Origin of the sequence: Parafilimonas sp. (assembly GCF_051953455.1) — a bacterium.
Taxonomy (GTDB): Bacteria; Bacteroidota; Bacteroidia; order Chitinophagales; family Chitinophagaceae; genus Parafilimonas.
The window spans coordinates 117,608-140,060 of the sequence record NZ_JBQCIT010000009.1; the positions used below are offsets into that span (position 1 = coordinate 117,608).

The 22,453-nt window shown below is 39.8% G+C and carries 21 protein-coding genes; 7 read left to right on the plus strand and 14 right to left on the minus strand.

Annotated elements, in window-relative coordinates; translation table 11 throughout:
• Nucleotides 1-283: 283 nt before the first annotated feature.
• Complete coding sequence (locus tag ACTHN6_RS03535; protein ID WP_440434332.1) at nucleotides 284-1,102, plus strand: 3-keto-disaccharide hydrolase; 819 nt, start codon at nucleotides 284-286, stop codon at nucleotides 1,100-1,102.
• A 157-nt stretch (nucleotides 1,103-1,259) separates the two neighbouring features.
• Here ACTHN6_RS03535 and ACTHN6_RS03540 read toward each other — a convergent pair whose 3' ends face one another.
• Both ACTHN6_RS03540 and ACTHN6_RS03545 read right to left on the minus strand, forming a co-directional pair.
• Nucleotides 1,260-2,561, minus strand: coding sequence for a hypothetical protein (locus tag ACTHN6_RS03540; protein WP_440434333.1), 1,302 nt, complete (start codon nucleotides 2,559-2,561; stop codon nucleotides 1,260-1,262).
• A 27-nt stretch (nucleotides 2,562-2,588) separates the two neighbouring features.
• Nucleotides 2,589-3,047, minus strand: a complete 459-nt coding sequence (locus tag ACTHN6_RS03545) for a regulatory protein RecX (protein ID WP_440434334.1) — start codon at nucleotides 3,045-3,047, stop codon at nucleotides 2,589-2,591.
• 76 nt (nucleotides 3,048-3,123) lie between these two features.
• Here ACTHN6_RS03545 and ACTHN6_RS03550 point away from each other — a divergent pair, with 76 nt between their 5' ends.
• On the plus strand, nucleotides 3,124-3,381 hold the full coding sequence (locus ACTHN6_RS03550) for a hypothetical protein (RefSeq protein ID WP_440434335.1): 258 nt from the start codon (nucleotides 3,124-3,126) through the stop codon (nucleotides 3,379-3,381).
• Between the two features lie 70 nt (nucleotides 3,382-3,451).
• Here the strand turns inward: ACTHN6_RS03550 and metH are convergent, their stop codons facing one another.
• Both metH and ACTHN6_RS03560 read right to left on the minus strand, forming a co-directional pair.
• Nucleotides 3,452-6,133 carry a methionine synthase gene (metH, locus tag ACTHN6_RS03555; protein WP_440434336.1) on the minus strand — a complete coding sequence of 894 codons (2,682 nt, stop codon included), beginning with the start codon at nucleotides 6,131-6,133 and terminating at the stop codon, nucleotides 3,452-3,454.
• A 5-nt stretch (nucleotides 6,134-6,138) separates the two neighbouring features.
• Nucleotides 6,139-7,155 carry a homocysteine S-methyltransferase family protein gene (locus ACTHN6_RS03560; RefSeq protein WP_440434337.1) on the minus strand — a complete coding sequence of 339 codons (1,017 nt, stop codon included), beginning with the start codon at nucleotides 7,153-7,155 and terminating at the stop codon, nucleotides 6,139-6,141.
• 351 nt (nucleotides 7,156-7,506) lie between these two features.
• Here ACTHN6_RS03560 and ACTHN6_RS03565 point away from each other — a divergent pair, with 351 nt between their 5' ends.
• Complete coding sequence (locus tag ACTHN6_RS03565) at nucleotides 7,507-8,448, plus strand: DUF3078 domain-containing protein (protein WP_440434338.1); 942 nt, start codon at nucleotides 7,507-7,509, stop codon at nucleotides 8,446-8,448.
• A gap of 28 nt (nucleotides 8,449-8,476) precedes the next feature.
• Here the strand turns inward: ACTHN6_RS03565 and ACTHN6_RS03570 are convergent, their stop codons facing one another.
• From ACTHN6_RS03570 to cobA, 4 genes are all read right to left on the minus strand, one after another.
• The gene (locus ACTHN6_RS03570; RefSeq protein ID WP_440434339.1) at nucleotides 8,477-9,067 is read right to left on the minus strand and encodes a precorrin-2 dehydrogenase/sirohydrochlorin ferrochelatase family protein; all 591 of its coding nucleotides are present in this window, start codon (nucleotides 9,065-9,067) and stop codon (nucleotides 8,477-8,479) included.
• A 111-nt stretch (nucleotides 9,068-9,178) separates the two neighbouring features.
• A complete protein-coding gene (locus ACTHN6_RS03575) occupies nucleotides 9,179-10,828 on the minus strand; it encodes an NADPH-dependent assimilatory sulfite reductase hemoprotein subunit (protein WP_440434340.1) in 1,650 nt (549 codons plus the stop codon).
• A 67-nt stretch (nucleotides 10,829-10,895) separates the two neighbouring features.
• Nucleotides 10,896-12,602, minus strand: coding sequence for a diflavin oxidoreductase (locus tag ACTHN6_RS03580; RefSeq protein ID WP_440434341.1), 1,707 nt, complete (start codon nucleotides 12,600-12,602; stop codon nucleotides 10,896-10,898).
• Nucleotides 12,592-13,485, minus strand: a complete 894-nt coding sequence (cobA, locus tag ACTHN6_RS03585) for a uroporphyrinogen-III C-methyltransferase (protein WP_440434342.1) — start codon at nucleotides 13,483-13,485, stop codon at nucleotides 12,592-12,594. Before cobA ends, ACTHN6_RS03580 begins: the two co-directional genes overlap by 11 nt.
• A 401-nt stretch (nucleotides 13,486-13,886) precedes the next feature.
• On the opposite strand from cobA, the gene ACTHN6_RS03590 reads away from it, so the two are divergent.
• Nucleotides 13,887-14,408: a DinB family protein gene (locus tag ACTHN6_RS03590; protein WP_440434343.1), complete on the plus strand. Its 522-nt coding sequence runs from the start codon at nucleotides 13,887-13,889 to the stop codon at nucleotides 14,406-14,408.
• Nucleotides 14,409-14,434: 26 nt separating this feature from the next.
• Entirely contained in the window at nucleotides 14,435-15,253 is an 819-nt protein-coding gene (murI, locus tag ACTHN6_RS03595; RefSeq protein ID WP_440434344.1) for a glutamate racemase, read from the plus strand.
• 94 nt (nucleotides 15,254-15,347) lie between these two features.
• Here murI and ACTHN6_RS03600 read toward each other — a convergent pair whose 3' ends face one another.
• Nucleotides 15,348-16,205 (minus strand): phytanoyl-CoA dioxygenase family protein, encoded by an 858-nt coding sequence (locus ACTHN6_RS03600; protein ID WP_440434345.1) that lies wholly within the window; start codon nucleotides 16,203-16,205, stop codon nucleotides 15,348-15,350.
• A gap of 71 nt (nucleotides 16,206-16,276) precedes the next feature.
• Nucleotides 16,277-16,852 carry a DUF1543 domain-containing protein gene (locus ACTHN6_RS03605; protein ID WP_440434346.1) on the minus strand — a complete coding sequence of 192 codons (576 nt, stop codon included), beginning with the start codon at nucleotides 16,850-16,852 and terminating at the stop codon, nucleotides 16,277-16,279.
• 158 nt (nucleotides 16,853-17,010) lie between these two features.
• On the opposite strand from ACTHN6_RS03605, the gene ACTHN6_RS03610 reads away from it, so the two are divergent.
• Nucleotides 17,011-18,681, plus strand: coding sequence for a DEAD/DEAH box helicase (locus ACTHN6_RS03610; protein ID WP_440434347.1), 1,671 nt, complete (start codon nucleotides 17,011-17,013; stop codon nucleotides 18,679-18,681).
• Between the two features lie 15 nt (nucleotides 18,682-18,696).
• Here the strand turns inward: ACTHN6_RS03610 and ACTHN6_RS03615 are convergent, their stop codons facing one another.
• Nucleotides 18,697-19,230, minus strand: a complete 534-nt coding sequence (locus ACTHN6_RS03615; protein ID WP_440434348.1) for a DUF488 domain-containing protein — start codon at nucleotides 19,228-19,230, stop codon at nucleotides 18,697-18,699.
• A gap of 88 nt (nucleotides 19,231-19,318) precedes the next feature.
• Between ACTHN6_RS03615 and ACTHN6_RS03620 the strand changes: the two genes are divergently transcribed.
• Nucleotides 19,319-20,428, plus strand: coding sequence for an endonuclease/exonuclease/phosphatase family protein (locus tag ACTHN6_RS03620; RefSeq protein ID WP_440434349.1), 1,110 nt, complete (start codon nucleotides 19,319-19,321; stop codon nucleotides 20,426-20,428).
• Between the two features lie 232 nt (nucleotides 20,429-20,660).
• On the opposite strand, the gene ACTHN6_RS03625 is transcribed toward ACTHN6_RS03620, so the two are convergent.
• From ACTHN6_RS03625 to ACTHN6_RS03635, 3 genes are all read right to left on the minus strand, one after another.
• Entirely contained in the window at nucleotides 20,661-21,449 is a 789-nt protein-coding gene (locus ACTHN6_RS03625) for an OmpA family protein (protein WP_440434350.1), read from the minus strand.
• A gap of 145 nt (nucleotides 21,450-21,594) precedes the next feature.
• On the minus strand, nucleotides 21,595-22,047 hold the full coding sequence (locus ACTHN6_RS03630; RefSeq protein WP_440434351.1) for a DUF1573 domain-containing protein: 453 nt from the start codon (nucleotides 22,045-22,047) through the stop codon (nucleotides 21,595-21,597).
• 220 nt (nucleotides 22,048-22,267) lie between these two features.
• On the minus strand, nucleotides 22,268-22,453 hold a 186-nt coding region (locus ACTHN6_RS03635), incomplete at its 5' end, for a GIY-YIG nuclease family protein (protein WP_440434352.1).

Consider the following 22,453-nt stretch of genomic DNA (forward strand, 5'->3'; position numbering starts at 1 on the left):
CAGGCACTTGTTATTATTTGTAAGGCACGCTTGAAATTGAAGCCGGAGTTCAAAGTGTTGATGCAGATGCAGTGTTGCGACGCAACCGTGCTTCATAGCATTAATTGGCTGGTAATAAAAAAATCAAACAGAGTCAAAAGAATTTTATCATAACTGTGTTGTATGTTGCAACACATAAAACAAATTGCCCACAATGAAATAAGCCATGCCGTTATAACTATTAAACCGCTGCAACTAAATAACAGGTAATTACATTTGACAAATAAAAAATTAAAAATTACAAATGAATAAGAGAATCCTTTTAACCGCTGCTTGTTTTGTATGTATAATGATTGCTAAGGCCCAGGTAGATTCCACTACCGAAATGACGGCAACACTTCGCTACGTAGGCGATACAACGAAGCCGCAGGCCACTGAATTTTACCGGCCGGTTCCGCCGGTGGTAACTCCGGGAAAAAATTGTGGCGACGCCCCTTCTGACGCGATTGTTTTATTTGATGGTAAAAACCTTGATGCCTGGCATAGTGATAAAGACAGCACCAAACCCGCTGAATGGATTGTAAAGGATGGCGCCTTTACCGTAAACAAAAAATCGGGCGGCATTATAACCAAGCAACGCTTTGAAGATTACCAGTTGCATATTGAATGGCGTATTCCAACGGATATACATGGTAGTGGCCAGGCACGCGGCAACAGCGGAATTTTTCTTGCCAACCTCGGCATGGGCGATGAAGGTTACGAGTTGCAGGTGCTGGATTGCTATAACAATAAAACGTATGTGAACGGCCAAACCGGCGCTATGTACAAGCAAGGAATTCCTTTGGCTAATGCCTGCAAAAAGCCAGGCGAATGGCAAACATATGATGTTATCTGGCATGCACCACGCTTTGATGCCTCGGGAAATTTAACCGATTCTGCGCATGTTACTGTTTTACACAACGGCGTATTGCTACAGGACAATTTTGCTTTACGCGGCATTACAAGATATATCGGCCTGCCCCATTATATAGCGCACGGGCCATCACCCATTAAATTGCAGTCTCATGGCGATCCAAGCGAGCCAATTAGTTTCAGGAATATCTGGATCAGGCCGCTGAATTAGTGAGCAGTGAATTGTGAGTGATAAGCATGGGAGCGTGAATCGTTAGTCTGAATTGGAAAAAATCATTTCTTATAAAAATAAAATCCCCGGTGTTTTAAAATTCCGGGGATTTTATTTTGGGATATTCAGCCCGTCGCTCACAGCTAAAAACTCTTTATCATTTCTCAAACCGTATCTTATATTCAGAAACATATTCGCTGCTATCGCCATGCATGTCTTTATAAAATAACCTGACTTCCTGTCCTAACTGAAGGCAGGTGTTTTTATTTTCAACATCAAACGAATTGCTGGTTGGCTGCAGCGAAGGATACCAGATGATATGACCCGGTTTATTCAGCAGCATTTGCGGTTTGCTCCATTGCTGTGCGTTATCATCTTCACCCAAATCTTTATTAAGGTTGTAGGATATCCAGATGCTGCCGCCTTCCCATTTTATGCCCTCGGACATTGCCATCATCATTACCCAGCAATTTAAATATGTATTCCAGCTTACGGATGGTCCCCAGTGAAACTTTGATCCCGCTTTTGAAGCTGGTCCGCCGCCTGCATCCATTGGAATTTGTAAGGATGCTACCGGCTCGCCAATGCCATTATAAACTGCATTAAATGATTTGCCATCCCATCTTTTTGCTTTGCCTTCAGGATTATCCAAATCATCTAAACTAATTCTTGCAATGCTTATACATTGCCCGCTCCATTCCGTACCGGGGTTGTATGTAGCGGAATCGTAACTGCCTTTATAGCCATATTCACCATAAAAAAGATATAAATAATTTCCGCTTACAACAGCCGATGGATCGCCGACACCGCCGGCAAAAGTTACGGATGTATTGTGTGGCTTTAATATCATGCGTGGCTGCAGGTCTTCAATAAAAATACCTTTGTTTATCCAGCTTCTGCCGCCATCGGTTGATTTCATAATACCAATACGGCAAACTGCTGCGGCGGAGCCTGAATCTGTTAAGCCCTGCGGCCATTTCTTATCAATATAACCTTCGCCGGTTGCAGCATTATAAGGCAATGTTGCCGGGTAATTTTCATTGTGATATACGGCATATAATGTTTTACCGCCCGCATCTTTTTTATCCTGGTAAATGGTTTCAAACCAAACAGCGCCATGCAAACCGGCTTCGCCCGGTTTTGCATTCAATGGCATAACAGGATTGATGAAAGCATCCTTGGTTGCGCTAAAAGCTTCGTCGGCATTTTTGCCATTGGCAAATTTTAAATCATTGGCAGCGCCCCATACCGGGTCTTCGCCATATTTACCGGGGAAGATGCGAAAAGTGTCGCCTATCCATGCTTCGGCCATATTGCAATCGACAAAAGAATTGAAATAAAATTTTTCCGACGAAATAAGTGTGGCTGTTGGAATCTGTTTTGTTTCTTTTTGAACATTATTACATGCGGAGAGTAATGTTATTACGGCTAATGTAACAGTTGTTTTTATTTTTTTCATACAGCAGGTTTCTACTTATAAAATAAATCATATTTCTTTTAAATAATCATTGATCAGGTTTAATTCAAAGCCTCTCTGCTGCAAAAAATCTTTTATTTTTCTTTTTTTAATGAAGATGTTTTTCTCGCTTTTTAGTGTAGCCAATTTTTTGTCGGCAACAGTATTAAAGGTTTTATTGTAATCGATATTTGATATGGAAGCTAAGGCTTTGCGGATGCAATAATCACTGATCCTTTTCTGCTTTAAAGCATATTTTATCTTCTCTTTGCCCCATTGCTTTATCCTGAATTTGCCACCTGCATAAGCTGTGGCGAAACGTTCTTCATTCAAATAATTTTCTTCAATGAGCTGCGTGAGCAACGGTTCAACTTGATTGCGATGCAGGCCCAATGAATATAGCTTATCACGCACTTCGCTGTGGCACCTTTCCTGGTAAGCGCAATAATGTTTTGCTTTTTCCAGGGCGGTTTGTAATGTATCGTTCATTAAAATACTAAGCTATTTATATTGGTGAAAATAATATTTAAAATAAAACAATTAAGTTTGTTTCAAATCAACCGCTATGAACCAAAATACAACTGCTGAAAATTCAACCGCCACTGATTTGCTTGAAGAGGATAACCCTTTAACAGAAGGTTATAATAAGCCTGAAAAAAAAACAAGGAATATACTTTTTGTATTAGCGGCTCTTCTACTGCTGCTTGGAATACTTATGGCAATGCAGCAAAACGGTGTTGCCCGCATTGTTTCTATGGCAATTTATATTGGCGTAGCCTTTGTATTTTTCTTGTTAGCATTATTGATCAAAACCAAATCGTAAACTGCTATCATACTGCATTAAGAATGCAAAAGAAGTGCAGCAATGGAAAGATTCACTAAAGGCAAATGAATTATTCCAGGTTGGGGCTTAACCATTTTTCTGCTTCTTCCAGGCTCATATTTTTTCTTTTTGCATAATCTTCCAACTGGTCTTTACCAATTTTGCCAAGCCCGAAATAATGGCTTTGCGGATGCGCGAAATACCAGCCGCAAACGGATGCCGGCGGATCCATGGCAAGGCTTTCGGTTAATGTGATACCAATATTTTCCGTGGCATTTAAAAGATTGAACAGTTTTATTTTTTCGGTATGATCGGGGCAGGCCGGATAACCGGGCGCCGGGCGGATACCTTTATATTTTTCATGAATTAATTCCTCGTTGGAAAGCGCTTCATCTTTATCATAACCCCAATGTTCTTTTCTTACCTGATGGTGCAGGCATTCTGCAAAAGCTTCTACCATACGGTCTGCTAATATCTGCACCATTATTTTGTTATAATCATCGTTCTCCGCTGCAAATTTCTGAATGTGCTGTCTTGCGCCCGAAATAGTTACGGCAAAAGCGCCCATGTAATCGTTATGATCTTTTGATACAAAATCAGCCAGTGAAAAATTAAATTGCCCTGCAGCCTTTTTCGATTGCTGTCTTAAAAATTCGAGATTAACTTCTCCGTCTTTTGTTTGTAAAGTAACGGTGTCTTTATTATTGCTTTTTGCCGGCCAGAAACCAATTATACCATTGGCCGTGAACCAATGTTCGTCAATTATTTTCTTTAATAAAGCCTGTGCATCATTGTACAGTTTCGTGGCTTCTGGGCCGAAGTTTTTATCTGATAATACGGCCGGGAATTTGCCGGGCATTTCCCAGCCGATAAAGAATGGGCCCCAGTCAATATAACCTGCAATGGTTGCAAGATCAAAATCTTTAAACAGTTTTATGCCATCCACATTGGGTTTGATGGGTGTGTAATTTTCATTGTTCAATTGCTCTTTATGTGCAACCGCATCTTTATAGCTGATCAAGACTTTATGCGCCTGTTTATTTAAAAACTGTTGGCGCAACCCTTCGTATTCCTTTTGTATATTATTTAATAGTTCTTCTTTTTGTTTCTTATTCAGCAGGTTTGTAACCACCGTTACACTGCGTGATGCATCCAATACATGAACAACGCCATTATCATATTGTGGCGCAATTTTTACAGCCGTATGCGTTCTTGATGTAGTAGCGCCGCCAATTAATAAAGGCTGCTGCATATTGCGGCGTTTCATTTCATGCGCCACATGCACCATTTCATCTAATGATGGGGTTATCAATCCGCTTAAGCCTATTATATCAACGTTTTCTTTTATGGCGGTATCTAAAATTTTATCTGCCGGCACCATCACGCCCAGGTCAATCACGTCATAACCATTACAGCCCAGCACAACGCCAACGATATTTTTACCAATATCATGCACATCGCCTTTAACGGTTGCCATAAGCACACGGGGTGCATTGCCGTTTCCGGGTTGCGGATTATTCTTTTTTTCTTCTTCAATAAACGGTGTTAAGTAAGCAACACTTTTTTTCATTACCCTGGCGCTTTTTACCACCTGTGGCAAAAACATTTTACCGCTTCCAAATAAATCACCCACAACATTCATCCCATCCATCAGCGGGCCTTCAATTACGGTTAAAGGTTTCGGATATTTTTGCCTTGCCTCTTCGGTATCAATCTCAATAAAATCTGTAATACCGTTAACCAGTGAATGCTTCAGCCTTTCTTCAACAGGTGTGTTACGCCAGGCATCATCTTTCTTTTCTTCCTTCCCTTTGCGTTTAACGGTATCTGCAAAAGCAATCAGTTTTTCTGTGGCTTCGTTATTATCGTTATTATGATTAAGGATAACATCTTCACAGAGTTTTTTTAATTCAGGCTCAATTTCATCATACACCACCAATTGCCCTGCATTTACAATGCCCATGTCCATGCCTGCTTTGATGGCATAATACAGAAATACGCTGTGCATGGCTTCACGCACATGATCATTACCGCGAAAGGAGAATGAAAGATTGCTTACACCGCCACTCACTTTTGTAAGCGGCATTTTTTGTTTGATAATGCGGGTGGCTTCTATAAAATCAACGCCGTAATTGTTATGTTCTTCAAGGCCGGTTGCAATGGCAAATATGTTAGGATCGAAAATAATATCCTGCGGATAATAGCCTACTTTTTCTGTAAGAATGTTATACGCTCTTTCGCTGAAGCTTACTCTTTTTTCCAATGTATCTGCCTGCCCGTTTTCATCAAAAGCCATTACCACCACGGCGGCGCCATACATTTTGCAGGTTTCGGCCTGGGCTATAAACTTTTCCTCGCCTTCTTTTAATGAAATGGAATTTACAATACACTTGCCTTGCACGCATTTTAAGCCTGCTTCAATAATCTCAAACTTTGATGAATCTATCATTATGGGAATGCGGGCAATATCGGGCTCGCTTTGCAGCAGGTTTAGAAAGGTTGTCATTGCCTGAACGCCATCGAGCAATGCATCATCCATATTTACGTCCAATACCTGTGCGCCGTTTTCCACCTGTTGCCTCGCAACGCTTAACGCTTCTTCATATTTATTCTCACGAACCAGCCTGGCAAACTTCTTTGAACCGGTAACATTTGTACGTTCCCCGATATTTACAAAATTAGATTCGGGTCTGATGGTTAAAGATTCCAGGCCTGCAAGCCTCATATAAGGCTTCATAATATGTTCACTCATTTAAATTATATTAATGCTGTTTCAATTACAGGTAATTTTCGCGGCTGCAACTTCTTTACATGTGCTGCAATTGATCTTATATGATCAGGAGTGGTGCCGCAGCAACCGCCAACGATATTTACAAATCCTTCCTTTGCCCAGTCTTCAATAAAGCAGGCGGTTTCTTCGGGCTGTTCATCATATTCGCCCATGGCATTTGGCAAACCTGCATTTGGATAGGCAGAAACATAACAGGAAGCCAGTTGTGATAACTCCTGAATATGTGGCCGCATTTCTTTTGCACCCAATGCACAATTTAAACCGATGCTTAACGGCCTGGCATGTGCAACGGAATTATAAAATGCTTCCAGCGTTTGCCCGCTTAAGGTTCTGCCGCTGGCATCTGTTATGGTGCCGCTGATCATGATGGGAAGTTCCTGCTCGCTTTCCCTCGAATGTTTTTTTATAGCGAAAATGGCGGCCTTAGCGTTTAGCGTATCGAAGATTGTTTCAATCAAAAGCAGGTCAACACCGCCTTCTACTAAGCCTTTTACCTGCTCGTAATAAGCTTCCACCGCTTCATCAAAAGTTAAGGCGCGGTAACCCGGATTGTTTACATCAGGCGAAAGTGATAATGTTTTATTCATGGGGCCAATGGCGCCGGCAACAAAACGGTTGACAGTTGACGGTTGGCGGTTGGCTGAAAATTCCTCAACGGCTTCCCTCGCAATCTTTGCGGCTTCAAAGTTTATTTCATAGGCCAATGATTGCATATTATAATCAGCAAGTGAAACGCGTTGGGCATTAAACGTGTTTGTTTCAATAATATCTGCACCAGCTTCGAGGTATTCTTTATGTATGGCTTTAATAATTTGCGGCTGCGTTAAGCAAAGCAAATCATTGTTGCCCTTTATATCTGAAGCCCAATCTTTAAAACGTTCGCCGCGGTAATCTGCCTCTGATAATTTATAACGCTGTATCATGGTGCCCATGGCGCCATCAATTATTAAGATGCGTTGGTTTAAAAGTTCTTTAATGTTCATACGGTTAATTTGATATTAGAACAGCAGATGCACATGGTACCTGCAGTACAAGGGAGTGACACAACCTGGCTCTATCGGAATTAATTGGCCGGCAACTAAAAAATAATCTGAATTATAAACGTAGGGAAACTTAATGGTGAAGTTTGTGCGTTTATTAGTTCTGAATTTTTAAGGCCGAACAATAAACAAATCCGCCTTGTGGGTGCAAAAGTAATCAAGAAATTATTATAAACAAACTGATGAAAATTTGTTAAAGAATTGTGGTAAAATTTTTTAACATGTATAGAACATTATACAAGAATTATTTTAAGACTTTTGTAAGCATTCGGGCAACACAAGTATACATGCAGCATGATGAGAAAATGGTTTCTTGCATTCCTCATATTGTTTATTGGTTTTAGTTCAAAGGCACAGGATCCTACTATAACGATTCTTAAAACCGAAGCGGGCCGCTCTATTAAAAAAGATGTGCCTGATACGCTTAAGAAGAAATGGATAAAGGGGGGTATGTTTAATTTAAACGTGGCCCAAAGTGCTTTGAAAGACTGGGCCGCAGGTGGTGACAATTTTTCCGTGACCATGAATATGTATGCCAATGCCCATGCCTTTTATAAAAAGGATAAGGTTACCTGGGATAATAATCTTGATATAAATATCGGCTACATTCATACAACTACTTTGGGTACGCGTAAAAGTGATGACCGGCTTGATTTCTTATCCAAGCTCGGTTATTATCTCGGTTCAAAAGTTTCTGTTACGGGATTATTTAGTTTGCGAACACAGTTTTTTGACGGATATACTTATGCAAATCCTGACTATCCTGTGTTTTCTTCAACTGCATTTTCACCGGGCTATGTTTTATTTAGCCCGGGATTTGATTATAAGCCGGTAAAAAACCTGTCTATATTCGTTTCGCCTGTATCGTCAAGATGGATTGTAATGCTAAACCCAACACTTTCAAGAATAGGCGCCTATGGCGTTGACAGCGGCAAGCATTTTTTAAGCCAGGTTGGTGCTTTTGGAACGATTATCTTCAACAGTAATTTCACTAAAACGATAACCTATAATTCAAGGATAGACCTGTTTTCCAATTATGAGCACAATCCTTTTAATGTGGATGTATATATGACGAATTTATTTGCAGCCAAGTTTAGCAAAAAATTTGCCGTAACGTGGAATGTAGATATGATATATGACGATGATGTACGCGTATTTGGCCCCAAAGCAAATTCGCCGCGGTTGCAGTTGAAATCAGTTATTGGCATTGGTGTTTTAATAAAGGTTGGAACATAATACAGGGCGCTCATTATACTCATACAGCCTACTCATTGTCTTCAACCAGCGAGGCTGTAATTTCATTCAGTTTCTTTATTCTTTCCTTCAGCCCGCTTTGAATATTGTTCCTTATTGTATTAAGATTGTTCGTAAGGCTTTCAATTTCTTCGGGCAATACTTCATTAAAAAACTCCTTTAGCCTTCTTGCCAGCGTGGGCGATTTGCCATTGGTTGAGATGGCAATTTTTACATCGCCTTTGGTGATAACAGAACCCAGATAAAAATCACAAAGTGAAGGCTTGTCTGCTGCGTTCAGCAATTTACCTTTTTGTTTGGCATCCTTTCTTATACGTTCTGCCAGTTCAACATCATTAACGGCAGCTATGATTAAATCGCTGTTGTCCAATAGTTCTGCATAATAGGAAGTTTGTATTAACTGCACATGTTTATGTTGAAAAGCAAGTTCCCGCACTTCTTTTTTTATAAAGCTGGCAGCTACAGTAATATTAGCTGCAGGTGAATTATTTAAAACGGTATTTAGTTTTTCATAGCCAATTTCTCCCGCGCCTATTATAAGCACACGCAATTCTTCGAGCTTGAAGAATACCGGGAAGAGATTGTTCTTATCAGCGCTCATAGATATTTGTTTAAAATTGATGCCAGGCCGGCGAGAAAGAACCTGCCCAAAAAAATTGTCTGAAAATTATAGGCGATTCCTGCATTCGCCGGCTGGCGCCGGAATAAGTTGTTACACAATTTTCTTTCTTATTACATAATCCCCGAAAGATTCATTGAGGTTTTTGTTGGCAGAAAAATCTTTAAGCAATGCATCAAGCGTGCTTAATATTTCCGGCTCATCAAGATTTTCTTTATACAATTTGTTTAAACGCTTGCCTAATGCATCCGCGCCGAGATAAATATTATACCTGCCAAGCGCAGTGCCTACAAAACCAATTTCCGCAGCATAAGGTCTGCCGCAGCCGTTGGGGCATCCTGTCATACGCACGTGCAGTTCTTCGTTATTTAAATTATACCTGCCAAGAATATCTTCAATTTTATCTATTAATGAAGGGAGGTAACGCTGTGCTTCGGCAAATGCAAGCGGGCAGGTGTTTAAAGCCACGCAGGCAATAGCATTGCGCCGTACAGGCAAAGCATTTTTTGTAACCTGTATTACGCCATAATCCTGGAGTATATTTTCAATTTCTTCTTTGTCTTCAGGTTTTATATCGCTTACAATTATGTTTTGATTGCAGGTAAACCTGAATTGTGCTTTACCCGTTTTGGCTATCTCGTAGAATGCTTTTTTAAACTGCACTTTATCGCCATCATATACCCTGCCGGCTTCAACAAAGGCGGTATAATAATAAAGTCCTTCATGGTTTTTGTGCCAGCCATATTCATCATGGCGTATGGTTAGCTCATATTTTCTTTCAGGCTGAAACGGTATGCCGCTTCTTGTTTCTACTTCTTTCTTAAATACATCAACACCCATACGGTCGATAGTATATTTAAGGCGGGCCAGTTTTCTGTCGCTCCTGTTGCCAAAATCCCTTTGCGTTGTTGCTATTTCATAAACCACTTTAAACAAATCGTCTTTCTTTACAAAGCCTAACATGGAAGCAAGCCTTGGATATGTTTCGGCGTTGCCATGTGTGGCGCCCATGCCGCCGCCGGCGCTTACATTAAAACCTACCAGTTCGTTGTTTTCTACGATTGCAATAAGGCCCACATCGTTTGTAAAAACATCCACATCATTATAAGGCGGAATGGCAATAGCTATTTTAAATTTACGCGGGAAATACCTGTCCTGGTATAATTCATCTTTTTCAAGTTCAGGAGAAATTTTTTCTTCATCAAGCCATATTTCGTAATAACCATGTGTTTTAGGCAATAACAGCTTACTCAGTTTTCCTGCATAAGAAAATATTTCTTCATACACAGCGCTGAAACGCGGGTGAGCGCTTGCTATAACATTGCGGTTTACATCGCCACAGGCTGCAATGCTGTCGAGCTTAACGGTATTAAAATCTTTTATGGTTGGTTTAATGTGATGCTTTAAAATGCCATGCAACTGTACGGTTTGCCTTGTTGTAATTTTAATAACACCGGTTGTATAATTGTTGGTTACTTCATGCAGGGCAATCCATTGTTCTGCTGAAAGCAAGCCGCCCGGCAAACGTAAACGGATCATATAAGAATATAAGCGCTCTAATTTTTTTTCAGCGCGTTCATCCCTGCGGTCACGGTCATCCTGCATATACATACCGTGAAATTTTATAAGCGCTGTGTCGCTTTCGCGTATAGCGCCTGTATGTTCATCCAATAAACTTTCTTTTAAAGTGCCGCGCAGGCCTTTACTTTCTTTTTTTATTTTTTCTACTACTGATTCTGACATTAGTGGTATGAGTTATGTTAACCGGTTAAATTTTTTTAACGTAAATCTTATGTAAGAACGGATTGCTTTAATACACGTCTTTCGCAAACCTTCCTTCATCTTCCAGCCTGCTTAAATAGTCTGCTGCCTGTTCTTCATTAATGTTTGCTTCCTGGCTGATGATGTTGACCAATGTTGCTTCAACATCTTTCGCCATGGTGTCTTTGCAGCCGCAGATATAAATATAGGCGCCGCTTTCAATCCAGTTGAATAGCTCTTTTGATTGTTGCTGCATGCGATGCTGCACGTATATTTTTTCTTTCTGATCTCTTGAAAAAGCTGTGTTTAACCTGGTAAGCAAACCGGAGTCGAATAAAGAAAGCAACTCGCTCTGGTACAAGAAGTCTTTATGAAAATGCTGATCGCCGAAAAACAGCCAGTTTCTTCCCGGTGCGCTTTCATCATCCCTGTGAAAAAGAAATGAACGGAAGGGTGCAATGCCTGTTCCGGGGCCGATCATAATTACATCTTTATCCTGCAGCGGCAGGCGGAAGTTATCATTTGAATTAATATAAAACCTTACTTCATCACCTTCATTCAACCCCGCAAAATGGCTGCTGCAAAAGCCGTATTTTTCTTTATCATTCACCCAAAATTTATTGCGGCCAACGGTAATATGGATTTCATTATTGCCATGCGCATACGGTGATGATGAAATAGAATATAACCTTGGCGTAGTAGGTTCGAGAATAGCGATAAAATCTTCCAGCAAAACATTTTTTGTTAAAGGATAAAGTGCTAAAATATTTTTAAGGTCAAGCCTTATTAAAGGCAATTCTGATTCAATGAGCTTTGCATATTTTTCGATAATGCGCACAGGCAGATGAAGGATGTTTACCTTGGTCTTAAACAAATCAAACAATGTGAATTGCTCATCTTTATAGGTTACTGTTTTGTTCTTATCTGCTGAAAGGAGGTTTAGTATTTCCTGCACATCTTCATCAGTGTTTACAGGCACAATTCCCAAAGAATCTCCGGGCAAATAATAAATGGCTTCTTCCGTGCCGATTTCAATATGAAATGTTTCCTTCAATGAGCCTTTATCATTAAGATTGATGTGTGTTTTTACAACGCCTTTATAAAAATGTTTTCCATTCCTGGCCTGTTTAGGCTGTGGTTTTGGCGCCAGTAAATTAGCTGTTGTGGGAAGGTGATTCACGATATTACTTATCCATGCTTCCGAAACGGGATAAAAATCAAGGTCTGATTTTTCAAGTGGTAAAAGCCTTATGGCGCCGAGTTCATCAAGGCGTGTATCTACATCTTCACCGGCCTTGCAAAACAATGGATAAGAGCTATCGCCAAGCGCCAGTACCGCATATTTTAAATTAGAAAGATCATGTTGTTTTGCATATAGGTGATCATAGAATTTTTTAGCTGCAGACGGCGCTTCACCATCGCCATGTGTGCTCAGCACAACATACAGTGTGCTTTCTTTTTGCAGGTTGGAAACATTGTATTGATCCAATGCTTTAAGCGTTACTTTATGCTGCTTGCTTTTTAAAACAGAAGCAAGTTTTGCAGCTATTTTTTTCGAATTGCCTGTTTCTGTTCCATACACAACTGTAATAACCAGTTTTTCTGTTGATGCAACAATCTCAGGTGGAATTGGCGGCGCTGCGGTGGTATGTTTATCTGACAGGCCTGCCAGGTAACCGCTCATCCAGATTATTTCATCCCTTGACGAATCCTGTATAAAATCTTTAAATGATTTGAATTTTTGTTCAGTCAACATTTTCAGTAATTTTTTGTGCGCCTTCAACAGGCCTGGTGATAAATGGATTTATTTTAAGATATGCCGATGCTGCTTCAACACTGCGGAAATAATTTTCACCGGCAACGCTATTGTTTTTATACCATGCAAAAGTTTCATGCAATCCTGCCACCTTTCCCATTATTACAATGGAAGGACTGTTAAACTGAATGGGCTCTGCGGGAAAAGATTGCAGCGTAAATGCATGCACACGCTGGTTAGGCGTTGTGGCCTGTTCAATTACAAGAAAAGGTATTGAGGTATCGGCGCCTGCCTTAATAAGCTGTTCAATTATTGAAGCAAGGTTGTTACTGCTCATATAAAAAACGAGTGTTTCTTTAAACGCAGCCAGTTGCTTCCAGCTTTCTTTATTAATAATACTGTTATTAAAATGCGTCAACAATTTAACACCACTGGCAAAACCTCTTGCCGTTAAAGGCACGCCTGTAAATGCTGATGCGCCTGATGCGGCTGTAATGCCGGGAACGATTTCATAAGCTATATTATGGTCAGCGAGTGTTTGCAATTCATCATAAACATTGGAGAAGAAAGCAATATCACCACCTTTTAATCTCACCACTTTTTCATACAGTTTAGCAAACTGAATGAGCAGTTTATTTATATCGGATTGTTTGTATGATTTTTCATTACCGCCCTGTTTGCCCACATCAATAATAATTGCATCAGGATTGGCATAACGCCCGATGATCTCATCGCCGGCCAGCCTGTCTGTAATAATCACTTCAGCCTGTGCCAGCAGGTTAGCGCCCTTAACAGTAATAAGGTCTGGGTTGCCTGGCCCCGAGCCGATAAAATAAATCTTACCTGTGTTTGCGCTTCGTGCCTCTGTTGATGTATTGGTCATTTTGCTGTTGTTGATAATAGTGTTTTAAAACAAAAAGCCTTCTCTTATGGAGAAGGCTTTATATAATTTCTTGCGTTTTTTATTTTAAATTATCGCAATACAAGTCCCTTCCCCTTTGAGATATAACACATACAACAACACATTGAAGAAGGATTAAACATTTGCTTGCTTTGAGCAACAAATATAAAATGCTGGTGATAAAAAAATGAATTTTTTTTATTGATTTAAAAAATAAATGATCGTTATAACAAAGCAAATGTTTGTTAGTATAAGTTAGTTGAACGATTAAATTGAATAATTGATAAGTTGAAAGGTAAGAAGCAGGAATTGGGAATTTGAAATAAACTCGTGAACTTGTGCACCTGTGAGTTTTTATTAAACTATATCATTATTTAATTACCATGAGCCAGGAAAAATTACCCGAAGTTTGGTTAAGAGGCCCGCTGCCTTCCATACCACCATTGCTGCAGCCTGTGGCGCATGCACTCTTGCAGGCTGCCGAAGAAATAAATACCATCCTGCTTGATTTTAATGAAGATTTATTATGGAAAAGGTTTGCAATGCTTGCTTCCGTTGGTTTTCATTTGCAACATATTGCCGGCGTACAGGACAGGCTATTTGCTTATGCGGAGGGTAAAGCATTAAACGAATCGCAGCTTGCTTATTTAAAAAGCGAAGGCAAAGAAGACGAAGCTGTAACGCTGGCATTTCTGCTGGAACATTTGCATCAGCAAACAGAAAGGTCAATCGAACAATTAAAGCAAACAGATGAGAGCACATTAACTGAAGTAAGATATGTAGGCCGCAAACAAATACCTTCCACTGTAATGGGTTTATTGTTTCACTCGGCTGAACACACCATGCGGCATACCGGGCAGTTATTAGTTACCACAAAAGTTTTGCAGGCTCTGAAATTTGAATAATCATAAGGCATTTATTTTTGAATTATATGCAAGCTCCAATTGGTGTTTTTGATTCAGGTTATGGCGGCCTTACAGTTTTGAAAGAATTTACAAAACATTTACCCCAATATGACTATATCTATCTTGGCGACAATGGCAGGGCACCTTATGGCAACCGTTCTTTTGAAACCGTTTATCAATATACATTACAATGCGTAAGCTGGCTGTTTAAACAAAACTGCCCCTTAATTATACTTGCTTGTAATACTGCATCTGCAAAGGCATTGCGCACGATACAGCAAAACGATTTAGATAAACAATTCCCTGGTAAAAAAATATTGGGTGTAATAAGGCCCACAACAGAGATCATTGGTAATTATTCTGTGGCAGGCCATGTGGGTATAATGGCAACGAGCGGTACGGTACAATCGCAGTCTTACCTGATAGAAATAAATAAATTTTTTCCCAAGATAAAGGTTGTGCAACAAGCCTGCCCAATGCTTGTGCCGCTGATTGAGAACAACGAATTTGAAAATGAAGCGGCAGATTATTTCATTCAGAAATATATTAATGAACTATTGCAGCAGGATGATAAGATTGATACAATATTGCTGGCCTGCACGCATTATCCATTAATAAAGAAAAGGATCGAAAAGTTTTTGCCGGATGGCATTAGTGTAATTACGCAAGCCGAAATTGTTGCAGCAAGTCTTAAAGATTATTTGCACCGCCATGCTGAAATAGAAACACAGCTTACAAAAAATAAAGCCATTCAGTTTTATACCACCGATTCAGCCGAAGATTTTAATAACCACGCCAGTATTTTTTATGGAAAGGAAGTAAAAGCGAAGCATACAGAGTTGTAAGCATTATTATTTTTGAACAGAGAAAACAGAGAGGAATCTATCAATAAAGAAACCCCTGTTAGCTCCCATTTCTCTGCGGTATAATTTATTTTGATCAGGTAGTTGCCACTTCTTTTTCCCAGCCGGTTTCTTTCAGCGCCGGGTCTTGCTCTTTCTTTAAAAAGTCGCCTTGTAATGATGCACTTCCTGCATTCTCGTTCATCAATGCATCATCCGGCAAAACTTTTACTGGTTCTTTCCACGAGGTGCTTTCATCGTTATAGGCAGGATTAGATAAAGAATTGTAACAGGAAATTAAACTCCATCTTGGCTTATCACTTGTATTGGCTTCTGAGCGATGTAAAATATTGCTGTGAAAAAACAATGCATCGCCCGGCTCTAATTCCACATACACATGTTCCATTGTTTTAAGTGCATTGTTTACCATCGTCATATCAGCGCCAACCTGTTCACCCGCAAACCCATGATTTACCCTGCCCAATTTATGCGAGCCTTTTATTACCTGTAAACAACCATTGGCTTTATTGGCCTCTGTTAAAGCCACCATTACGCTCACCAACTGGTCCGGAAACAAAAACTGGTTTTTATACCAGTAGCCATAGTCCTGGTGCCATTCCCATGCGCCGCCCACCTTTGGTTCTTTCTGCATCAGTTTTGTATGAAAATGACAAACAGGCGCATCGCTGTCTAATAATTTTGCAACGGAATGCACCATGCGTGCGCTGCGCAAAACACAGCTATACACATCATCGCCGGGCGTAAACCATAAAGTAAGTTTTGTTTTCTTGCCTGTTTGATCGTTCAGGTCGAGCGCATTATTTTTTACTACATCATCGCTTACTGCAATATGATATAGTTTATCAATTTCAGGTTTTGTAAAAAAGCTTTTTACAATCACGTAACCATCGCGGTTAAAAGCATTTACTTCAGCATCGTTGAGAATATGTGCCATAACAATCGTTTTAAAGCCGGAAGGTAAAAATTATTGGTAAGATAGAATGCCGCACAAGGTTAATCAATCTGTTAAACCGCGCTATTTTTTAGTTTGTCAAGTTTAAGATAACCAATGTGCAACGCATCATTCAATGCGCTTTCAACCGGCAAAAGACTTATTGAATATTTTTCTTTTGTACCCGCCGGCAATATATCTTCAATTTCATACAGGTCGTCCACATCAATACCATATTTATCATCAACATGGCTTTCCGCACCCTTAAAACCACAATGCTTGTAAAAAGCAGTTTGTTTCGATTTGCGGATGGCTTCACCCTTATCTTTTGCTGCCGTTACAATTTTATAATGATATTCTTCAAACTCGTTTTCTTTGTAACCGCCAAGATTTATAAAGAATAATTTTAGCCTGGCTTCATTAACAACATTGCTTCTTTCCTTTATTTCAACTACATAGCCATCCACATTTTTTATTTGCCGCCATGCATCAATATGGATTTTACCTTCTGCTTCTTTCCAGAAATCAATCATTTGATCAACCAGTTCATGCAAGGTTTTTCCAATTCCAAAAAAGACATCATGCTGTTCTGTAAACCTGCCCTTTGGCGTGCAGCCGATAATTACCATGAAAAGTTTCAGATCATTCATATCAATTTATTGTCGCGATAAAAATACACATTCATTATTCATCATCTAATACTGTTTACTTAAGGCCTAAGCCATACATGCATAGATTTTCGTTTATAGATCTGTGTCTGATAAATATCTTCACCACTCACAATTCATTTACCTTTGCGCAAATTTTTATGATGGCAAGTTTTGAAGAATTAGGGTTGAACGAGCACCTGCTCGCATCTATAACAGAGTTGGGATTTGAAAACCCAACGGCAATACAGGAAAAAGCTATACCGGTTTTATTGAGCGGTACAAAAGATTTTATAGGCCTAGCTCAAACCGGTACCGGTAAAACGGCGGCGTTTGGCCTGCCTTTGCTGCAGCTTGTGGCCGTAGCCGACAAATATCCTCAGGCATTAATTGTTTGCCCTACGAGGGAATTGTGCATACAGATTGTAAACGAAATAGAAATATTTAAAAAACGGGTTCGTGGCATGCACGTGGTGGCCGTATATGGGGGCGCAAGCATTGGCATGCAAATAAAAGATATTAAAAAAGGGGTACAGTTGGTAGTGGCAACGCCAGGCCGTTTAATTGACCTGATTGAACGTAAAGCCATTAACCTCGAACAGATAAAATATGTGGTGCTTGATGAAGCGGATGAAATGCTGAACATGGGTTTCCAGGATGATATTGAATTTATTTTACAGAATACACCAAAACGTGATGCAACGTGGTTGTTCAGCGCAACCATGCCGCCTGAAATAAGAAAGGTTAGCCGCCGTTATATGAATGAACCTTTTGAAGTAACGGTTGGCAAAGCAAATACTGGTAATAAAAACATCGATCACCAATATTTTGTAACGTCTGCACAAAACCGGTATGAAACATTAAAGCGCCTGATTGATTTTAACCCGGGCATTTATGGTTTGATATTTACCCGCACCAAAGCCGATGCACAGGAAATAGCAGAAAAACTCACCCGGGAAGGTTATGATATTGATGCGTTGCATGGCGATTTAACGCAGGGCCAGCGTGATAAAGTGATGGGCCAGTTTCGTGATAAAAGTTTACAGCTATTGATAGCAACAGATGTTGCAGCGCGTGGTATAGACGTGCAGGGCATCACGCACGTTATTAATTATGAATTGCCCGATGATGTTGAAGTATATACGCACCGCAGTGGAAGAACAGGCCGTGCTGGTAATACGGGCATCAGCATGAGCATTGTGCACACACGGGAAATGTATCGCTTAAAGCAAATTGAAAAAATTGTGCAGCAGCCATTTCACCGTATTGAAATCCCATCGGGTAAGGATGTTTGCCGCAAACAGTTTTTCTTCTTTATGGATAAACTATTACAGGCCGATATAAGCCATGGCGATTATGAAACCTATGTACCCATGCTTGCCGAAAAATTTGCTGAAGTAAGCAAAGAGGAAGTGCTGAAAAGGGTAGCAGCGCTGGAATTTGACCGTTTCCTGAAATATTATGAGAATGCCGAAGACCTGAACACGCGCCAGACAGCCAGAGAGCCAGGTGGCACAAGAGGAGGGAGAGGAAATGAAAGACGTGATGACAGGGGTAAAGGCAGGAGCCGACAGGAAAACTATGGCAATGGTGATTATACAAGGTTGTTTGTAAATCTTGGCAGTAAAGATGGTTTTTATAAAGCAAGTTTTTTACAATTTATTCTTGATATGAGCGACCTGCGTAAAGATGTGCTTGGCAAAATTGATATGCGTGAAATGAATAGCTGGGTTGAAGTTGACAGCAAAGCTGCCAAACAAATGATGCGCTCTTTAGATGGCAAAAATTATAAAGGCAGAAGGATAAGAATGAATGAAGCCAACAGCCGGTAGGCTGCTTGCCTTTATTTATAGCAATGTTTGTTCACCGTAAAATAATTTCCCATTTACAATTTTTGCAGGCTGTGTATAGGTATGCTCTGTTGCTTTATTTACTTCCATTATGTGGTGCACCAGCCATCCGTTTAACTTCAAATAATCCGATACCATGGAACGGTGGCAACTCCACCATACTGCTTCCGAGCACATACAGGCAGTACGCTGTTTTATTGCCATTGCCTCCAGTTGTTCAATACCTTTTTTAAAATCATCGGTCTCCATATAATCTGCATATCCTCTGAAGGCAGGGTGGCGCCAGCCCGTATTTTTTGAGTCTTTATGTACCGGCCTTCTGCCGCCCAGCCGTTTTAAATGCACATAAGCTATTCCATTCGCAGGCATTGATTCTTCAAGATTTTCTTTATTGAACTGCGGCACGCGCCTTGAACCGGGAAAGCTGCGTATATCTGCCAGCAATTTTATATGAAACGAATGTAGCATTTCAGCAAAATGTTCCAGCGTTCTCGTGGAGTGCCCTATTGTCCAAATTTCTTTAGTGTGCATTTATGATTCTTTATTAAAACTGATGCTTTTTATTTAAGCAGAACGACTAATAAAAACAATATTGTTACATTTAGTCAATCTAAATTCTATGCCATTCTACCAAAACATTAACACACGTACCGTTAATGGCAAACGTACCATTGAAAGGTTGCTTAAGTTACGTATAAAGCTTGACACCGAAATACCGCAGAAGCATCTTGAAAAAAACCTGCTCATTGCATCGTGGAATATACGCGAGTTTGATTCGCCTGCTTACGGAGACCGGCTTGAAGAAGCATTTTATTATATAGCGGAAATTGTTTCAAAGTTTGATATCATAGCCATACAGGAAGTAAGGCAGGATTTAAAGGCGCTTAAAAAACTAATGCGTCTTTTAGGAAGTTACTGGGAATATATTATTACAGATGTTACCGAAGGCAGGCAGGGTAATAAGGAGAGGCTGGCTTTTGTGTTTGATACAAGAAAAATAAAATTCGGCGGACTTGCCAGTGAAGTTGTGTTGCCACCTTTTGAAACAAAAGATCCTGATACCGGGCAAACGGTTTATCAGCCTGTTAAGCAGCTTGCCAGAACGCCTTACCTCTGCGGATTTAAAGCAGGCTGGGCAGATTTTATGCTCTCAACCGTTCATATCTTGTATGGTACATCGGCTGCCAATGACCCGCGCAGGATTAAAGAAATTAAAGACATTGCCAATGCGCTTGCAAGAAAAGCTGCTGATAAATTTGAATGGTCAGATAACCTTGTGTTGCTTGGTGATTTTAATATTTACAGCCCGGAAGATGAAACGTACTCTGCTATTTTACAGGCAGGGTTTGAAATACCGCCACAATTGCAAAACCTGCCGTCAAATGCTTTGCAAAATAAATTTTACGACCAGATTGCTTTCAAGGTGAAGCCTGGGCGGTTTGAGACCACAGGCAATGCAGGTATTTTTAATTTTTATGATGTGGTGTTTACAGAACAGGACGAAGAATTGTATATACCCGCAATGGGCGATCGTTATTACATAACAAGCGAAGGCAATGAACGGCAAAACAAAACGCGTTATTATAAAACATATTGGAGAACTTATCAAATGAGTGATCACCTGCCTATGTGGGTTGAAGTGAAAATAGATCATACAGACGATTATCTCAGCAGTAAACTCGTACCACCACAAACAGGCGATGAAGTTACAGATGCGCCATCTGTTTAAACCAGTTCAATAGCAATGGCTGATAAGAATTTGCGGTATATCATAAAATAAAAACCCCGCCTAAGACTAGGCGGGGTTTTTTCAACCCTAAACCCTTAAAAAACATTGCAAAGGTAAAATGATTTTATTATTTATTAAATTTTTAATCAATGATTTTTATTCGAACTGTTTATAAAAAAATGCCGGTAATCAATACTTAAATCATTTAATAATAAAAGTTTAGATATTTTATTTATTGTTCAAGCAATTTATAAATCTGATCAAGGTTAGGTGTAAGGATAATTTCCGTGCGGCGGTTACGTGCCCTGCCTTCCGGCGTGCTATTGGTATCAACCGGATCAAACCATGCATGCCCTGACGCAATTATTTTTGTAGGATCTATTTTATAGTCATTCACCAAAATCCTTACAACACTGGTAGCACGTGCCGTGCTTAAAGCCCAGTTATCTTCAAATTTCATACGAATAGGAATAGAATCGGTATGGCCTTCAATTGTTACGGCAATATCAGGGTTTGCAGTTAATACATTGGCGAGCTTGCTTAAGGCTTCCTTACCTGCCGGGTTAACTACAGCGCTGCCGGAAGGAAACAAAAACTTTTCACTGAGGCTTACATAAACTTTCCCATTCTTTTGTGTAACGGTAAGGTCGCTGTCGCTATAACCAACGAGTGCATTGATCATTTTATTTTTTAATTCACTGGTCGCCTTGCGTTGCTGGTCGAGCAGGTTTTGTAAATCCTGCAGGCGTTTTTGCTGTGCCTGTAAATTTTGTTGCAATGAATTTACTTTATTCGAAGCATCGGTGCTTAATTGATTGTTTTGCTTGTTCAGCGCATCTATATCAGCTTGCAGTTTATTAATGGTTGATTGTTGTCCTGCAATTTTTGACGCCATTAAAGAACTGTCATTTTGCAAAGTCCTGTATTGCATTTGGGCATCAAGCAATTTTCTTTTTGCAACGCAGGATGACAGCAGCAGGATAATGGCCAATACCAGCAGGCCTGAAAAGTTTCTTTTCATATAAAATTTTTTATATGCCTTTAAAAATTATGCCAGAGCGCTAAGATTGAGATTCCCAAAAATAAGCCCCGCTGATATATTTTCAGATATGGTTGATAATCATTGCGAAAGACATATTCTGTTTAGAGAAATAATTTCAGGGTTATTATTTATCTTCTTTTGAAACGATTTCGCCGTGTAGCAGCAAAACATGCCGGTTATTGTTTTTTGTATTAGCTGTAACTGTTATTGTTTTAAAAACAGGCCCGATAGAAAAGTTGCTGTTAAAAGTTGCCGATATAAAAGATATTTTGCCAGGCATAATGGGATCTTTTGGATAATCTGTTACTGTACAGCCACAAGACGATTCCGCTTCTGAAATGAATAAAGGGTTTAAGCCTGTATTTTTAAACCTGAATTTAAAATGCATGGAATCTTCCGTTTTCATTGTTCCAAAATCAATAATAGAATCCAGCCACTGAATTTCCGTATAGTTACTGGTATCTGCCTGAGTTTTTAATACGGGTGTTGCACTCTTTTTATTTTCATCAAACTTTTTATTGTTATTACATGCACAAACAATAAATGCGGCTAATAAGATAAAAATGCCTGTCTTCATACCAAAGAGTTTCAGGGTCAAAAATAACTTTCGCTTTTTAAAATATTGATTGAAATGCTTTGCGGTATTTCTGAGGGTAATAAATCTTAGGGATAAAAACAAAAAACCCCACACTCAATAATCTGAATATGGGGTTAACTTAACCTTTCCTTTGTAGCCGGTGGCGGAGAATCCCGGCCTGACTGCGTTCATGCAGACAGGGAACCCCCGCCTGAATAATTCATCGGGCAGGCGTCTTTCCTCTGTTTTCAGCTAAATGTTTTTTCAGCCAGTTTTTGCCTGCACTCGTTTTCAAATATTTTTCTCTTACCCTTGCTTCAGCCCATGAAGGATGCGTTTCAGTATAAATAATTTTCCATGGGCGATGGCCTTTTGTAAACCTGTTTTTGCCGTCATTATGTTCTTT

Bases quoted from the DNA above. Each gene is read 5' to 3' on its own strand.
- ACTHN6_RS03535 (WP_440434332.1), top strand. From the start codon at position 284: ATGAATAAGAGAATCCTTTTAACCGCTGCTTGTTTTGTATGTATAATG.
- ACTHN6_RS03540 (WP_440434333.1), bottom strand. From the start codon at position 2,561: ATGAAAAAAATAAAAACAACTGTTACATTAGCCGTAATAACATTACTC.
- ACTHN6_RS03545 (WP_440434334.1), bottom strand. From the start codon at position 3,047: ATGAACGATACATTACAAACCGCCCTGGAAAAAGCAAAACATTATTGC.
- ACTHN6_RS03550 (WP_440434335.1), top strand. From the start codon at position 3,124: ATGAACCAAAATACAACTGCTGAAAATTCAACCGCCACTGATTTGCTT.
- metH (WP_440434336.1), bottom strand. From the start codon at position 6,133: ATGAGTGAACATATTATGAAGCCTTATATGAGGCTTGCAGGCCTGGAA.
- ACTHN6_RS03560 (WP_440434337.1), bottom strand. From the start codon at position 7,155: ATGAACATTAAAGAACTTTTAAACCAACGCATCTTAATAATTGATGGC.
- ACTHN6_RS03565 (WP_440434338.1), top strand. From the start codon at position 7,507: ATGATGAGAAAATGGTTTCTTGCATTCCTCATATTGTTTATTGGTTTT.
- ACTHN6_RS03570 (WP_440434339.1), bottom strand. From the start codon at position 9,067: ATGAGCGCTGATAAGAACAATCTCTTCCCGGTATTCTTCAAGCTCGAA.
- ACTHN6_RS03575 (WP_440434340.1), bottom strand. From the start codon at position 10,828: ATGTCAGAATCAGTAGTAGAAAAAATAAAAAAAGAAAGTAAAGGCCTG.
- ACTHN6_RS03580 (WP_440434341.1), bottom strand. From the start codon at position 12,602: ATGTTGACTGAACAAAAATTCAAATCATTTAAAGATTTTATACAGGAT.
- cobA (WP_440434342.1), bottom strand. From the start codon at position 13,485: ATGACCAATACATCAACAGAGGCACGAAGCGCAAACACAGGTAAGATT.
- ACTHN6_RS03590 (WP_440434343.1), top strand. From the start codon at position 13,887: ATGAGCCAGGAAAAATTACCCGAAGTTTGGTTAAGAGGCCCGCTGCCT.
- murI (WP_440434344.1), top strand. From the start codon at position 14,435: ATGCAAGCTCCAATTGGTGTTTTTGATTCAGGTTATGGCGGCCTTACA.
- ACTHN6_RS03600 (WP_440434345.1), bottom strand. From the start codon at position 16,205: ATGGCACATATTCTCAACGATGCTGAAGTAAATGCTTTTAACCGCGAT.
- ACTHN6_RS03605 (WP_440434346.1), bottom strand. From the start codon at position 16,852: ATGAATGATCTGAAACTTTTCATGGTAATTATCGGCTGCACGCCAAAG.
- ACTHN6_RS03610 (WP_440434347.1), top strand. From the start codon at position 17,011: ATGATGGCAAGTTTTGAAGAATTAGGGTTGAACGAGCACCTGCTCGCA.
- ACTHN6_RS03615 (WP_440434348.1), bottom strand. From the start codon at position 19,230: ATGCACACTAAAGAAATTTGGACAATAGGGCACTCCACGAGAACGCTG.
- ACTHN6_RS03620 (WP_440434349.1), top strand. From the start codon at position 19,319: ATGCCATTCTACCAAAACATTAACACACGTACCGTTAATGGCAAACGT.
- ACTHN6_RS03625 (WP_440434350.1), bottom strand. From the start codon at position 21,449: ATGAAAAGAAACTTTTCAGGCCTGCTGGTATTGGCCATTATCCTGCTG.
- ACTHN6_RS03630 (WP_440434351.1), bottom strand. From the start codon at position 22,047: ATGAAGACAGGCATTTTTATCTTATTAGCCGCATTTATTGTTTGTGCA.